Raw genomic sequence first — 13,078 nt, 5'->3', positions numbered from 1 at the left:
TGGCGTTGCGGACCGTCACAGCCCCGAGTCGCGGCAGGATCTCCGACGGCGTCAGGGGACCCCTGTCAGCGAGGAGGTCGGCTATCTCCTCCCGCGCAGGCGCCAGCCGCGGCGGCGGAGCCGGTCGTGAACGGCCATGGCGCCGTCGTCCTGGTCGTCGAGGACAACGAGGAGGTCGGGGCGTTCTCCACCGAGGCGCTGGCCGAGCTCGGCTACCGCACCGTCTGGGCGCGGAACGGCGATGACGCGCTCGCCCGGCTCGCCGAGGCGGACGCCGCGTTCGACGTCGTCTTCTCGGACGTCGTGATGCCGGGCATGGACGGCATCGACCTCGCCCGGGAGATCGGGCGCCGGTACCCGGACCTGCCGGTGGTGCTCGCCTCCGGCTACAGCCACGTCCTCGCGCGGAAGGGGACGTCCGGCTTCGAGTTCATGCACAAGCCCTACTCCATCGAGGAACTGTCCCGCGTGCTTCGCAAGGCGGCGGGACGGCGGCGGCACAGGCTGGCCCCGGGCCGGGCCTGACCGCGGCGCCGGGCACGGCGCCGATTCCCTCGACCGGCCGCGTCCAGACTGCCCTACGGCACCTGATCGGCCTCCCGATGTTGGACCCCGTGCTGTTGCGCGTACGGCCCGCTCAGGCGTGCGCGACCAACATCCAGACCGCCATGCCGACCATCATCAGGTTCTCGGTCAGCGACACGAAGCCGAGCGGAACGCTTCCCGAGCCGCCGACGCAGGCGCACTTGATCTCGCGCTTGTCGACGTAGACCGCCTTGACCACCGAGACGGCGCCGACCGTGCCGATGAACAGGGCCACCGGGATCGACAGCCAGTTCAAGGCGCCCGCCACCATCAGCACGCCGGCCAGCGCCTCGCAGAACGGGTAGGCGTAGGCGTAGCGGACCCAGCGCCGGGCGAGCAGGTCGTAGCCTAGGAACATCGAGGAGAAGGTCTCGACGTCCTGCAGCTTGAGGATGGCCAGCACGCACATGCTGAAGGCGATGAACCATTCGCCCGCCCTCATTGTCAGCGGCGTCCCGTAGGCCGCGTAGCTCGCGGCCAGCGCCATCAAGGCGGTCATCGCGAACACGGCGACGACGGGCGTGTAGCTCGTCGCGTCGGGGTCCTTGACCTCCTTGCCGAGGTGGCGCCGCAGGTCGTCGTAGCCTCCGATGCGCTGTCCGCCGATGAAGGTTTGCGGCGTGGTCTTCACGCCGTGCTCGGCCTTGAAGGTGTCGGTCTCCTCGCGCGTCGTCAGCCAGTGGTCGTCGACGGTGAACCCTTCGCGTTCGAGGAGGTCCTTCGTTTTCAGGCCGTAGGGGCAGACGTGCTTCTCCATAACCATGCGGTAGACGATGGCCCTGCGGGTGGTGTCGAGCATAGATCGGCTCCTTTTCGCCAGCGGTCCCATTCGCGGGACAACCCGCGAACCTTCGGATCGGGCACGGGCGGCGGTGCCGCGTCCGCCGGCTCCGCCCGGGAGGGCCGCTGAAACCCGTGACGGTCAGCCTGCCAAGTCGCCGGCGACATTGGCCACCGCCAGCAGGCAGAGACCCGCGAGCAAGGACGTCGCGACGACGGCCAAGACCACATCGGACGCGCGCGGCGCCGCTGGGCGTGGCCCGAAGGCGAGGTGCCGCCAGCGGCCCTTGCGGAACATGGAACGGGACATGTTGGGTCTCCTTCGCCCGGTTCGCTCCGGGGCATGCGAATCCGGGTGGACCGCCAGCGCTCGCGAGCGACCGGCTTCAGGACGCGAGGATACCGGCCAGGCCGACGAGCAGGACCAGACCCACCGCGATCCCGAGCGCGGCCCACAGCGGCCACGGGGTGGCGCCGTCCCTGTTGTCGTTGGCCGGACCCGGCAACTCGCTCGGCCAGCGCCGCCACCGTCGGCAGGACGACGGGGCTTGCAGGACCGACGGGCCCGATCCGGCGTCATGGCGATGGCGACACGACATGACCGAGATATCGGGTGCCGCGGTCGCCCGTGGCAGTGCCGCCAAGGACGCACCGGAGATCGGCATCGGCCGATGCCAACCCGCCGCCGAGGCGTGCCCAATCCTCAATGGACCCGTCCGCCGGGACCACCGGCACCTGGGCATCACCCGTGCCGACCGTGCTTCCTGAGGCCGCCCGCCTCGCCCAAACGAGCCGAGCCTTCCGAACGATGGCCGTCCTCATGTCTCTCCCTCGTCCCTGTGAGCGGGGCGGGCCGGACACCGCCGCCCGCACGATGGCGGCAGGGTCAGCGGCTACGGTCTAAGCTTTCGTGAACCAAACCGGCCGCGCAAGCCGACCCCGAGGCGGTGCCCAGGGGCGTGTCAGGTTTGTCCCGACAGGAATGCGGTCTTCTCCGACTGCGCGCCCATCCCTAGTGCCACAGATCACCCGGTGAGCGGGAAGAGAGGGGCGCTGAGCCCGAGCGTCCCCGGCGGTCCGGCGCAGGAACGTCCGGCCCGCGGCCGGCAAACCGGCCACCCCGTCGAACCCGTCACGGTCGTGGCCCGCAAGGGTCAGCCACCACCATCACGGAGTTGAAACCCGATGAGACGTCTCGCACTGGCCCTCGCGGCCGTATCGAGCCTGATGCTGTTCTCGCCGTCGAGCGAGGCGCGGCCCTTCGGCAGGGGCCATGGCTTTCACCATGGCGGCTTCGCCGGGCACCACGGCGGCTTCCGGGGCGTCCGCCACGGCTTCCGGGGATACCGGTCGGTCGGCTTCCGGGGCTATCGCCGCGGCTTCGGCGGGTACCGTCGCGTCGGCTTCGGAGGTCCGCGGTACGGCTACGGGCGACGCTACGGCTACCGCCGCGGCTATCCCGGCCTCGGCTTGGCTGCCGGCCTCGGGCTCGGCCTCGCCGCAACGGCGGTCCGGCCGGCCTACTACGGGGGATACGGCGGCTACGGCTATGCCCCGGTCGGATACGGGTACGGCTACGGCGTTCGCCGCCCCTACTACGGCTGCGGCTACTGAGTTCCTCCGTTTCGCGGACATGACCACCTGCACCCTGGCGGCTCCTTCCGCCAGGGACACCATCCCGACACGACCGAGGTGAACCCATGAAGACGCTTCTCACGACCACCCTCGTCGCCGGTGCCCTGCTCGCCGGCCCCGCGCTCGCCCAGGACAAGGCTGCGCAGCCGCCCGCCGACGCCCAAACCAACCAGATGAAGACGCCGCCGGCCGGCACCGCGATGCCGACGACGGCCGGGGGCATGGGCGGCATGACCATGGCCGACACCGCGACCGCCAAGATCAAGTTCGTCACCGCCAAGCCGGCCGAGGTGACCTCGTCGAGGCTCGTCGGCAAGAACCTCTACAACAACAAGAACGAGACCATCGGCGAGGTCGAGGATCTCGTCATCGACAACGGCAAGACGGTCACCGGCGTCGTCGTCAGCGTCGGCGGCTTCCTGGGCATGGGCGAGCGCTACGTGCTGGTCGACCCCTCGTCGATCTTCCTGCACAAGGCGGACGGCAAGCTCAAGGCGATGGTCGACACCGACAAGGACGCGCTGAAGAACGCGCCCGAGTTCAAGTACAACAAGAACTCCTGACCCCCGGCGCGTGGTCCCGTGTCCGCGGGGCCACGCCCAAGCATTCCAGCACCCGGGCGGTGTCGGGATGAACCTGACAGGTGTCGGTGAGAACGGTGACGCCAGGCGAAACCGCTTGTCGCCCGCCGAGGTCCGGGCCCTACTCGAAGCCGCTTCGTAAACGTCGATGCGGTGGAGAGAGTGGCGATGCTCATGGACGTCATCATGCAGGGTTCCCGCGCCCGGGCCCTCGGGCGCCCGCGGGATGCTTGCCCCCATCCGGCCGACTCCCGCGAGCGTCGGGCCTGGTACGAGGGTTACGACGGATCGACCTGGGACTTCGCCGAGCGGGTTCCGCATCCGGCCGTGACGGCCCGCAGCCCCGCGACCCGCAACGGGGCGGTTGAGCCGACCTTGGTCTAGGTCGCGGACCTTCCCCTCCACCCTAGGCTCCCCTGGCCCTAGAGCAAAGCTTGAGGACCGTCGGGAAGGCGACGGAGGGACGATGGGACGGAAACGACCCCACTCGTTCGAGGGCCGGACCTTCGGGCGCCTGGAACGGGTGGTCACCGCCCTGGTCGAGGCCGGCCTGCAGGACAGTGCGACCGCGCCGCCGAACCTGATCGGGCGGCTGCGGGACCTGGAGCGGAACGCCGCCGCCGGGGGCGACCGTCAAGTCCTGCAGGTGATCGCGTCGGGACGTCGCCTCCTCGGCGACGAGCAGGCGGTGACCGACCCGCGCGTGCTGACCGATGACGGCATGGTCGGCGTGCCTTTCGAGGACGGCGTGGTCTCGGCCGACCATGTGGTAGGGAGTATGGCTCGGCCGGTTTTCCCGGCGGGTTCGTCCGCAACGCCCCTCCCTGATCGGTTACCCCCGCATGACCGCCGGACGTGAAAACGGCGATGCCGGCCGGCCCGAGATCCATCGCGGCAACGGACGGACCTTCGTCGCGCTCGCGGTGGCGGCCGCCATTCCCGTGCTGCTGCTCAGCGGCTGGGTGGCGACGCTCATGGCGCAGCAGCAGCGTGGACTGACCCGGAGCGCCGCCGTGGCAAGTGCCGCCCGGGTGGCCGAGCGCGTCGCCTCCGACATCGCGACGCAGGTCGCGGTCCTCAGAGCCGAGGCCGCCTCGGCGAGCCTCGACCGGCCGGACCTCGCCGCCTTCTACGCCGAGGCCGAGCGACTGAGGTTGGAGCACCCGCTCTGGGAGACCGTCGAGCTCGCCGGTCCCGACGGCGTCCAGGTCGTCAACCTGCTCCGCTCCCTCGACGACGAACTCGGACCCACCGCCGACCGCGCGAGCTTCGATGCGGTGGTGCGGACGGGGCGGCCGGTGGTCGGCGGGATCGGGCCGCTCGGGCCGATCTCGGGCAAGCGCCTCGTCGCGCTGCGGGTGCCGGTCGTCCGGGACGGAACGCTCCGCTACGTCCTCTCGGTCGGCCTCGCCACGAACGCGGTCAGCTCGATCCTTCGGGACGCGGGCGCGCCGGAGGGCTGGGTCGGGACCATCGTCGATGCGGCGGGCAACACCATCGCCCGCACCCGGGCCGAGGCGGAGGAACTCGGCCACCCGGCCGGCGCCGCCCTGCTGGCTGCCATCCGGCGGGCGCCTCAGGGGTTCTACACGGGATCGACGCTGGAGGGGCCGGACGTCGAGGTCGTCTACCGCACCCTGAAGGACACCGGCGGCTGGTCGGTGCATTTCGGCATGCCGGTCGCCACGCTGAACGCACCGGTCTCGCGCTCCTACCTCGTGCTGGCCGGCGGAAGCGTACTCAGCATCGGCCTCGGCCTCGCGCTGGTCGGCTTGGTCGGCCGCGACATGGCCCAACGCCGGGCGGGCGAGCGGGCGCGCTTCGCCCTGGCGCTGCGGTCGAGCGAGGAGCAGGGCGCCGTCGCCGCCGAGGCCGCGGAGCTCGGCACCCTGCGATGGGATACAGCCGAGGAGACCGTGACCGCCTCCCGACGCGCTGCCGAGCTCCTGGGTTGGGAAGCGGAGGTGCCGGAGGGGCGTGAGATGACCGCGGATGCCGACATCGCCTTCCGGGCGGTCGATGCCGGCGACCGGGAGCGGATGGCGGCGGAGGTGCGGCGAAGCCTCGGCGAGGGTGTGCCTCTCGACGTGGAGTTCCGGGTTTTCCGGGCGAATTCGGCGTCGCGCTGGGTGCGCCTGACCGGGCGAGCGCCCCGGCTTCAGAACGAGGACCCAGCCGTGCTCGTCTACGGCGTGGTCTCGGACATCGAGCCGCGCAAGCGCGCGGAGGCGGAGCGGCTCGACCTGCTGCGCCGCCTCGGCGAGGCGCAGGAGAACGAGCAGCGCCGGATCGCCCGCGAGCTGCACGATCAGGTCGGGCAGACGGTGACCGGCCTGTCGCTCGGCCTCAAGGGGCTGGAACGGCTGCTCGACGCGCAGGGGGGCTCGGCCGAGGCCGGACGGCAGATCCAATGGCTGCAGCGCCTCGCCGGCGAGGTCGGGCGCGACATCCACCGCGCCGCCGTCGATCTGCGCCCGACCGCCCTGGACGACCTGGGGCTGCGCGAGGCGCTGGCGACGCTGCTGCGCGAGTGGGGCCAGCGCCACGGCGTCCGGTCCGACCTGGAGTTCGTCGGAGAGGCCGCCCGCCTTCCGGCGGCCGTCGAGAGCGCAGTCTACCGGATCGTGCAGGAGGCGCTCACCAACGTCCTCAAGCACGCTCGCGCGGCCACCGTCAGCGTCTGCGTCGACCGTCGCCCGGACGAGGTCCAGGTCATCATCGAGGACGACGGCGTCGGCTTCGAACCTGGCTCAAGCTCTGCCCCGTCCTTGGGGCGCACGCCGACCGAACCGCGGTTGGGTCTCTCGGGCATCCGCGAGCGTTTGACCCTCCTGAACGGCACGCTCACGCTGGAGGCAACCCCGGGCGTCGGCACCACGCTGTTCGTCCGCATCCCGGTGGCACCCGCTGCCTGACCCACGAGAGGGACCAGCATGGACCGTATCCGCGTCGTCCTGGCCGACGACCATCCGGTCGTCCTCGCGGGCATCCGGACCTTGCTCAACGCCGACCCCGAGGTTGAGCTCGTCGGCGAGGCCACCGACGGCGGCGAGGCGCTGCCGATGATCCGCGCCGTCGCGCCCGACGTCGCCGTGATCGACGTCTCGATGCCCGGCCTGAACGGCCTCGAACTGACGGAGCGGGTGACGGGCGAATGCCCCGGCACCCGGGTGCTGGTGCTGACCGTCCACGAGGACGCGGCCTACGTGCAGCCGCTGATGAGGGCCGGCGCGCGCGGCTACCTCCTCAAGCGCTCGGCGGCGGACGACCTGCTCCGGGCGGTCCGGGCCGTGGCCTCGGGCGGCGTCTTCCTCGACCCGTCCATCGCCGGCCACGCCCTGGCGGAAACCTCCGGCTCGGACGGGCGCCCGGGCGCAGCGGAAGGGCGCGAGCCGCTGAGCCCGCGCGAGGCCGAGACCCTCCGGCTGATCGCGCAAGGCTTCAGCAACAAGGAGATCGCCCGGCGCATCGACGTCAGCGTGAAGTCGGTCGAGACCTATAAGGCGCGGGCCGCCGAAAAGCTTGGGTTGCGGACGCGCGCCGAGATCATCCGCTACGGCGCGGCGCACGGCTGGTTCGACGCCTTGGCCTTGCGGTAGCGCCGTCCCTCTCACCCCGCCGCGCGCGCCACGGGCCGAACGGACCTGCCGCAGACCGCTCCCCGGCGATCAACGGCTCCTGGCGTCGCGCGCCTTCGACGGGGCGGGCGTACCCGGGACCGAGGAGCCCCTCCTCGTGATGATCGGAGGCGTCCCGACCGCGCCGGGCTTTGCCTTGGGGAGGCTGCGGTCCTTCGTGAGTGCCCGCGCGCGATCCACCGGTCCCCCGTCCCGCGCAGCAGCCGGTTGCGGCACCAAGCCGCCTGCGAAGCCCATCAACGGAATGATTACGAGCGAGCGTGCCAGGGTCGAACCATATTTCGGCTTGTCGATCATCGAATCCTCGTCAGGCGCGGTCCTTCGCTCAACTTGTACGGCCGCCGCTTGATCCCAACGGGTCGACCCCGCAAGCACTCCGGTTTCATCGACCTAGCGTGCGGCGGCGGTTCACCCGACGGATCGGCCCGCTCCGGTCCGCACTTGGACGAAGCGAGCGTGCCGTTCCTCCAGGTCGGCGAGGTCGTTCGGGTCGGCGACGTCGCGCCGCGCGGCGGCCAGGACGAGGTCGGCATGGCGCCCGAGCTCGGACAGCCGCGAGGTCAGCCGCTCGACCTCCGCGGCGCGGGCCAACACGTCCAGCATCCGGGCGAGCACGTGGACCGAGCCGGCGGCGTTCTGGCGGATCATGTGGAACATCGCGTCGCACAGGCCATCGTAGTCCGTCACCGGGTGGACGAGCACGACACGGCCTTCGCGGGCTACGGCCCCCGTCGGCAGATGGCGGGGCGCGATCCGGCACAGGGCGTCGCCCAGGTGGTCCAGCACACTGCCCGCCGTCATCGGGTCGTTGATGCCGGGCGAAAGCGCCCGCACCGCGATCTCGACGAGCTGCCGCACCGAGTATTCCAGGTCCTGAAGCGCAGCAGGGCGCCGCCCGAAGGTGAGCGACCGGGCGACCGCCTCGGCAGCGTCCTCGAAGCCCGCGGAGAGGAAGGCGACCGGGAATCCCCTCGGCACGAAGTCGCCCGGCCGGACCCTCAGGGCAAGGACGACGCGCCGTTCGTGCGCCCAGTTGGCGAGGCTCTCCGTGTCGACCGCCTGCAGGTAGCCCCCCGCCGCCGGCGCAACCGGGGCGCCGTTCGGTGCCGTCGCCGGCGGCTGGACGTCGGCCTCGTCGCGGGTCCGTGCCTCGACCGCCGCGCAGAGGTCGCGGTGGACGGCGTCGACCACCGTCTCGACGTTGATGCTGATGGCGACGTGGTGGACGAACCAAACCAGCGTCCCGAGAGAGACCAGCGCGAGCAGCACGGCACCCGAGACGGCGAGGTGCGGGACGAAGGTGTCCTCCTCGACGGTGCGCACCGTGCGCAGAACCATCAGCGCGTAGGCGAAGGTGCCGAGGAAGATGCCGAGCACGAGCTGGTTGCGGGCGTCGCGCACGAAGTTGCGCAGCAGCCGCGGCCCCATCTGGTTCGAGGCCAGCGTCAGCGCGGCGATGGTGATGGAGAAGGTGGTGCCCGCCACCCCGATGGTGGAGGAGGCCACCGCGCTGAGCAGCGCCCGCGCGCCCTCGGCACCCCCGGCCCAGCCCCAGTTCGCGTCCGGGGAGGATGGGTCGTAGCCGGCGATGTGCGCCGTCTCCAGCCACACGGCCGCCTGCGCCAAGCCGATGCAGGCCAGCACGACCAGGGCCGGCCGTAGCCAGAACTGGTCGCCCAGGAACTCGATCCAGGCCCGTATCCTCGCCCTCACCGGCGACCCTTTCCCCTGCTGTCCAGACGCCGGGGACCGATGGTCACCCGGCCAGCTTCGCGAACCCGTTCCGGCTCAGGCAAGGTCCCGCCGCCCGCGTTGTTCCCTCGGGGCGGCAACCAGAAGGACGAGCGCCCCGGCCACCATGCAGGCGACCGAGCCGGCGAGCACGCCGATCTTGACCTCGGCCTCCAGGGCCGGGGCGTCCGCGAAGGCGAGCAGGCCGATGAACAGGCTCATGGTGAAGCCGACTCCGCAGAGAAGCGAGACGCCGTAGACCTGCGCCCAGGTCGCGTGGGCCGGGCGCTGCGCCAGCCCGAGCCTCACCGCGGCCAGCACGAGCCCGAACACGCCGGCCTGCTTGCCGACGAACAGGCCGAGCGCCACGCCGAGCGTCACCGGATCGAGCAGCATGTGCGGGGTGAACCCGGCCAGCGACACGCCCGCGTTGGCGAAGCCGAACACCGGCAGGATCAGGTAGGCCGACGACGGCTGGACCGCGTGTTCGAGGATGTGGAGCGGCGAGGTCGGGTCGTCTGGCTTGCCGACGCTCAGCCGCAACGGCACCGTCATCGCCAACAGCACGCCGGCGACGGTGGCGTGAACCCCCGATTTGAGTACGAGGACCCAAAGCATGACGCCGAGCAGGAGGTAGGGCCAGAGCCGTGCCACCCCGGCCTTGTTCAACCCGTAGAGCACGGCGAGGACCAGGGCGGCCCCGCCCAGCATCGGAAGCGACAGGTCGGCGGTGTAGAACACCGCGATGATGAGCACCGCGCCGAGGTCGTCGAGGATGGCGAGGGCCGTCAGGAACACCTTCAGCGACACCGGCACCCGCGACCCCAGCAGCGCCAGCACGCCGAGCGCGAAGGCGATGTCGGTGGCGGCCGGGATCGCCCAGCCCCGCAGCGTCTCGGGCGAGGACCAGTTCACGGCGGCGTAGACGAGGGCCGGGGCGGCCATGCCCCCCGCCGCGGCCAGCCCCGGCAGCACCCGGTCGGGCCAGGTCCGCAGGCGGCCGTCCAGCATCTCGCGCTTGATCTCCAGCCCGACGAGCAGGAAGAACACCGCCATCAGGGCATCATTGATCCAGTGCAGGACCGAGAGCGGGCCGAGATAGGCCTTGAGCGCGGCGAAGTAGGTGTCGGCGAGCGGCGAGTTAGCCACCACGAGCGCGAGCGCCGCGGAGGCCATCAGGACGAGGCCGCCGCCGGCCTCGCTGACGAGCGTGTCGCGCAGGGCCGACATGGGACGGCGACGAGGCCGCGGAACTGCATGGGGGGAGGACGACACGGGCACAGGTCTCCGGCGCTGGCGGCCCGACCAGCGCTCGTCCTGCCGGTCCGACCGACGGACCGCGCACCCTCGCGCGGCCTATCGCATCGAAGCGCAGTTGGCACAACCTGCGCCGCTGAGGTCGGAAACCAAACAGCTTGACCATGTGAATGGCCGTCGAGGATGGAAAAGTGCTGTTGAGCATCTGCCCGCTGAACGACGGCTTCGCGCCACAAGCAGACCTTCTGCAACAACCGCTGGAATGGCAGCTCTTCGCTCGCAAGCGGCCTCTGAACGGAATGGTCGGGCCAGAAGGCTACAAATCTTCAGGCTGGGAACGGCGCGCTCGCCACCCCGGCCAAGGCTGCTGAGGACGAGGCCGGGCGCGTCCAGGTGCGCCTCGCTGAGGTCGAGTACCAGCTCGACCGCTTCCACGCCGAGGAACTCTGGGACCGCGTCATGCAGGAGATAGCCGAGCTCCTATTCGAGCGGGGGCCCCTGACGCCTGTCGAGATCCTGCCCGAGCTCAGGGCTGTGACCCACCGCGGCGCCGCGCTGCACAAGGAGCCCCTGACGCCGGGCACGCTCAAGAAGAAGATGGACGTGCGGGTGTCGTTCGGGCGCTACTTCGAGCCTCGCGACGAGGGACGCTACGCCCGCCGGGCCGGATGACGCGCGCGGATGCCCAGCCAGGGTGCCAAGCGCTTCCTGTCGGTCGTCGCCAGGGCCGATTGGTACCAAGACGTACTGGCGGTGAGCGGCGAGCCTTGTAGTATCCCGGAGCCGTCCCGCAGGAAGGCAGCAACACCGCCGCGGTTCGCCTATGTCGTGTCGCCACCAGTCCGATAGCCCGCCCACGCCGAGCTTCCGGGAAGCACCCTGCTCGACCCGCAAGTGGCGGCGTCGACCCTGCACGCCACCGACGGCTTGTAACGACAACGAGGGTGGTGCCTGGGTCCGGGCACGCGCGATCTTCGCAGCCGTGCCTGGTGGCCTTCTCGCCATCGGAGCGGCTCTCGGTGCCATCGACCTCTGACGGGAACCCAGAGTCCTCCGAAGCCCAGGTCGCCAATCGAACGTACCTGCCGTATTGCGCCGCAGCGAACTCTCGGGTTATGTTCGTCCCACAAGACCGGACCCGGTGAAAGCCCGGGTGGCTCTTCCGGCCGCCGATCCGCCGGACAACGCAAATTGTGGTGCTGAGTTGCGGACCTCCGAGGAGGCCGACCGGCCCTGTTGCGCGCCCCATGCGACGTACCGAACGCGCCTGGGACAAGGAAAGCCTTTCACAACAATGGATCTCGTCCACCTACGGAGCGAGTGGGCTCCGAACGTCACGCGCGAGTTGCTGGCGGGCGCCGTCGTGGCCCTCGCCCTCATCCCGGAGGCCATCGCCTTCTCCATCATCGCCGGCGTCGATCCGAAGGTCGGCCTCTACGCCTCCTTCTGCATCGCCGTCGTCACCGCCTTCGCGGGCGGCAGGCCCGCCATGATCTCCGCCGCGACCGGCGCCATGGCGCTCCTGATGGTCGGCCTCGTGAAGGACCATGGCGTCGGCTACCTGTTCGCCGCCACCATCCTCACCGGCCTTCTCCAGATCGCCGCCGGCGCGCTCCAGCTCGGCAACCTCATGCGGTTCGTCTCGCGCTCGGTCGTGACCGGGTTCGTCAACGCCCTGGCCATCCTGATCTTCCTGGCGCAGATGCCGGAACTCATCGGCCAGGGCACCACCGTCTACCTGATGACGGCGGTCGGCCTCTGCATCATCTACGGCCTGCCGTACCTCACCAAGGCGGTGCCCTCGCCGTTGGTCACCATCGTCCTGCTGACCGGGGTCTCGATGTACCTCGGCCTCGGCATCCACAAGGTCGGCGACATGGGCGCGCTGCCGAGCGAGCTGCCCTGGGTGGCCCTGCCGCAGGTGCCGTTCACCTGGGAGACCCTGCGCATCATCCTGCCGGTGTCGCTGACGCTGACCATGGTCGGGCTCCTGGAAAGCCTGATGACCGCGGCTATCGTCGACGAGATGACCGACACGACCTCGAACAAGAACCGCGAGTGCACCGGCCAGGGCGTCGCCAACATCGCCTCCGGGCTCCTCGGCGGCATGGCCGGCTGCGCCATGATCGGCCAGTCGGTGATCAACGTCTCCTCCGGCGGCCGGCAACGGCTCTCGACCCTGTTCTCCGGCGTGTTCCTGTTGTTCCTTATCGTCGTGCTCGGCCCCTACGTCGCGCAGATTCCCATGGCGGCGCTGGTCGCGGTCATGATCATGGTCTCGATCAACACCTTCCAGTGGAAGTCCTTCCGCACGCTGGTGACCCATCCGAAGTCGTCGAGCTTCGTCATGCTCGGCACCGTCGTGGTCGTCGTGGCCACCCACGACCTCGCCAAGGGCGTGCTGTTCGGGGTGATCCTCAGCGGCCTGTTCTTCGCCCACAAGGTCACCAAGTTCTTCGGCGTCGCGTCCTCGCGTGACGAGGCCCGTGCGGTGCGCACCTACAAGGTGACCGGCCAGATCTTCTTCGCGACCGCAGAGGCGTTCCACTCCGCCTTCGACTTTCGCAAGGAGGACCTCCGGGGCGTCGTGCTCGACCTGACGGCTGCGCACTTCTGGGACATCACCAGCATCAACGCGCTCGACCGGGTCGTGCTCAAGTTTCGGCACCACGGCATCCCAGTCGACGTCATCGGCATGAACGAGGCCACGGCCACGATGGTCGAACGGCTCGGCACCCATGACAAGCCGGGGGCTGCGCTGGCCGCCCCCGGTCACTGAACCTAGGAAGAGGCATGGGCGCAGGCGATGACCCGTGCCCATACCGCCCGACCCGAGGCCGCTCGGGCGTGACCTGCCGCCCTTCTCACGAC

At 70.5% G+C, this 13,078-nt stretch carries 14 protein-coding genes and 1 other annotated feature; of the genes, 10 read left to right on the top strand and 4 right to left on the bottom strand.

The window, feature by feature from the left end:
• Nucleotides 1-126 precede the first annotated feature (126 nt).
• A complete protein-coding gene (locus tag MFF56_RS03375) occupies nt 127-525 on the top strand; it encodes a response regulator (protein ID WP_373324016.1) in 399 nt (132 codons plus the stop codon).
• Between the two features lie 112 nt (nt 526-637).
• Here MFF56_RS03375 and MFF56_RS03370 read toward each other — a convergent pair whose 3' ends face one another.
• Both MFF56_RS03370 and MFF56_RS03365 read right to left on the bottom strand, forming a co-directional pair.
• Entirely contained in the window at nt 638-1,384 is a 747-nt protein-coding gene (locus MFF56_RS03370) for a MauE/DoxX family redox-associated membrane protein (RefSeq protein WP_238229457.1), read from the bottom strand.
• Between the two features lie 123 nt (nt 1,385-1,507).
• Nucleotides 1,508-1,675, bottom strand: coding sequence for a hypothetical protein (locus MFF56_RS03365; RefSeq protein WP_238229456.1), 168 nt, complete (start codon nt 1,673-1,675; stop codon nt 1,508-1,510).
• Between the two features lie 875 nt (nt 1,676-2,550).
• Between MFF56_RS03365 and MFF56_RS03360 the strand changes: the two genes are divergently transcribed.
• The 6 genes from MFF56_RS03360 (at nt 2,551) to MFF56_RS03335 (ending at nt 7,180) form a co-directional block, all read left to right on the top strand.
• A complete protein-coding gene (locus MFF56_RS03360; RefSeq protein WP_238229455.1) occupies nt 2,551-2,979 on the top strand; it encodes a hypothetical protein in 429 nt (142 codons plus the stop codon).
• An 86-nt stretch (nt 2,980-3,065) separates the two neighbouring features.
• Complete coding sequence (locus tag MFF56_RS03355; protein ID WP_238229454.1) at nt 3,066-3,563, top strand: PRC-barrel domain-containing protein; 498 nt, start codon at nt 3,066-3,068, stop codon at nt 3,561-3,563.
• A gap of 186 nt (nt 3,564-3,749) precedes the next feature.
• Nucleotides 3,750-3,965: a ribosome modulation factor gene (locus MFF56_RS03350; RefSeq protein WP_238229453.1), complete on the top strand. Its 216-nt coding sequence runs from the start codon at nt 3,750-3,752 to the stop codon at nt 3,963-3,965.
• Nucleotides 3,966-4,104: 139 nt separating this feature from the next.
• The gene (locus tag MFF56_RS03345; protein WP_238229452.1) at nt 4,105-4,440 is read left to right on the top strand and encodes a hypothetical protein; all 336 of its coding nucleotides are present in this window, start codon (nt 4,105-4,107) and stop codon (nt 4,438-4,440) included.
• Nucleotides 4,424-6,496, top strand: coding sequence for a PAS domain-containing sensor histidine kinase (locus MFF56_RS03340; protein ID WP_238229451.1), 2,073 nt, complete (start codon nt 4,424-4,426; stop codon nt 6,494-6,496). Before MFF56_RS03345 ends, MFF56_RS03340 begins: the two co-directional genes overlap by 17 nt.
• Before the next feature lie 18 nt (nt 6,497-6,514).
• Nucleotides 6,515-7,180, top strand: a complete 666-nt coding sequence (locus MFF56_RS03335) for a response regulator transcription factor (RefSeq protein WP_238229450.1) — start codon at nt 6,515-6,517, stop codon at nt 7,178-7,180.
• Nucleotides 7,181-7,627: 447 nt separating this feature from the next.
• Here the strand turns inward: MFF56_RS03335 and MFF56_RS03330 are convergent, their stop codons facing one another.
• Both MFF56_RS03330 and nhaA read right to left on the bottom strand, forming a co-directional pair.
• Nucleotides 7,628-8,932 carry a DUF2254 domain-containing protein gene (locus MFF56_RS03330; RefSeq protein ID WP_238229449.1) on the bottom strand — a complete coding sequence of 435 codons (1,305 nt, stop codon included), beginning with the start codon at nt 8,930-8,932 and terminating at the stop codon, nt 7,628-7,630.
• Nucleotides 8,933-9,007: 75 nt separating this feature from the next.
• Entirely contained in the window at nt 9,008-10,180 is a 1,173-nt protein-coding gene (gene nhaA, locus MFF56_RS03325; protein ID WP_238229448.1) for a Na+/H+ antiporter NhaA, read from the bottom strand.
• 197 nt (nt 10,181-10,377) lie between these two features.
• Between nhaA and MFF56_RS03320 the strand changes: the two genes are divergently transcribed.
• The 3 genes from MFF56_RS03320 (at nt 10,378) to MFF56_RS03310 (ending at nt 12,986) form a co-directional block, all read left to right on the top strand.
• Nucleotides 10,378-10,578, top strand: coding sequence for a hypothetical protein (locus MFF56_RS03320; protein WP_238229447.1), 201 nt, complete (start codon nt 10,378-10,380; stop codon nt 10,576-10,578).
• A 22-nt stretch (nt 10,579-10,600) separates the two neighbouring features.
• Nucleotides 10,601-10,879, top strand: coding sequence for a hypothetical protein (locus tag MFF56_RS03315; protein WP_238229446.1), 279 nt, complete (start codon nt 10,601-10,603; stop codon nt 10,877-10,879).
• 459 nt (nt 10,880-11,338) lie between these two features.
• Nucleotides 11,339-11,394: a sequence feature (sul1 is cis-regulatory element that is thought to sense ions involved in sulfur or methionine metabolism; They are found in Alphaproteobacteria), on the top strand.
• Between the two features lie 107 nt (nt 11,395-11,501).
• Nucleotides 11,502-12,986: a SulP family inorganic anion transporter gene (locus tag MFF56_RS03310; RefSeq protein ID WP_238229445.1), complete on the top strand. Its 1,485-nt coding sequence runs from the start codon at nt 11,502-11,504 to the stop codon at nt 12,984-12,986.
• The last annotated feature ends 92 nt before the right edge of the window (nt 12,987-13,078 follow it).

Source organism: Methylobacterium hispanicum, from assembly GCF_022179285.1.
Classification (GTDB): domain Bacteria; phylum Pseudomonadota; class Alphaproteobacteria; order Rhizobiales; family Beijerinckiaceae; genus Methylobacterium; species Methylobacterium hispanicum.
Note: the sequence above shows the minus strand (reverse complement) of the source record. Positions and strands in the feature narration are given on the sequence as shown.

Excerpts from the sequence above, each read along its gene's own strand:
- MFF56_RS03370 (WP_238229457.1), bottom strand. The coding sequence starts at position 1,384 with ATGCTCGACACCACCCGCAGGGCCATCGTCTACCGCATGGTTATGGAG.
- MFF56_RS03365 (WP_238229456.1), bottom strand. The coding sequence starts at position 1,675 with ATGTCCCGTTCCATGTTCCGCAAGGGCCGCTGGCGGCACCTCGCCTTC.
- MFF56_RS03360 (WP_238229455.1), top strand. The coding sequence starts at position 2,551 with ATGAGACGTCTCGCACTGGCCCTCGCGGCCGTATCGAGCCTGATGCTG.
- MFF56_RS03355 (WP_238229454.1), top strand. The coding sequence starts at position 3,066 with ATGAAGACGCTTCTCACGACCACCCTCGTCGCCGGTGCCCTGCTCGCC.
- MFF56_RS03350 (WP_238229453.1), top strand. The coding sequence starts at position 3,750 with ATGCTCATGGACGTCATCATGCAGGGTTCCCGCGCCCGGGCCCTCGGG.
- MFF56_RS03340 (WP_238229451.1), top strand. The coding sequence starts at position 4,424 with ATGACCGCCGGACGTGAAAACGGCGATGCCGGCCGGCCCGAGATCCAT.
- MFF56_RS03335 (WP_238229450.1), top strand. The coding sequence starts at position 6,515 with ATGGACCGTATCCGCGTCGTCCTGGCCGACGACCATCCGGTCGTCCTC.
- nhaA (WP_238229448.1), bottom strand. The coding sequence starts at position 10,180 with ATGTCGGCCCTGCGCGACACGCTCGTCAGCGAGGCCGGCGGCGGCCTC.
- MFF56_RS03320 (WP_238229447.1), top strand. The coding sequence starts at position 10,378 with ATGGCCGTCGAGGATGGAAAAGTGCTGTTGAGCATCTGCCCGCTGAAC.
- MFF56_RS03310 (WP_238229445.1), top strand. The coding sequence starts at position 11,502 with ATGGATCTCGTCCACCTACGGAGCGAGTGGGCTCCGAACGTCACGCGC.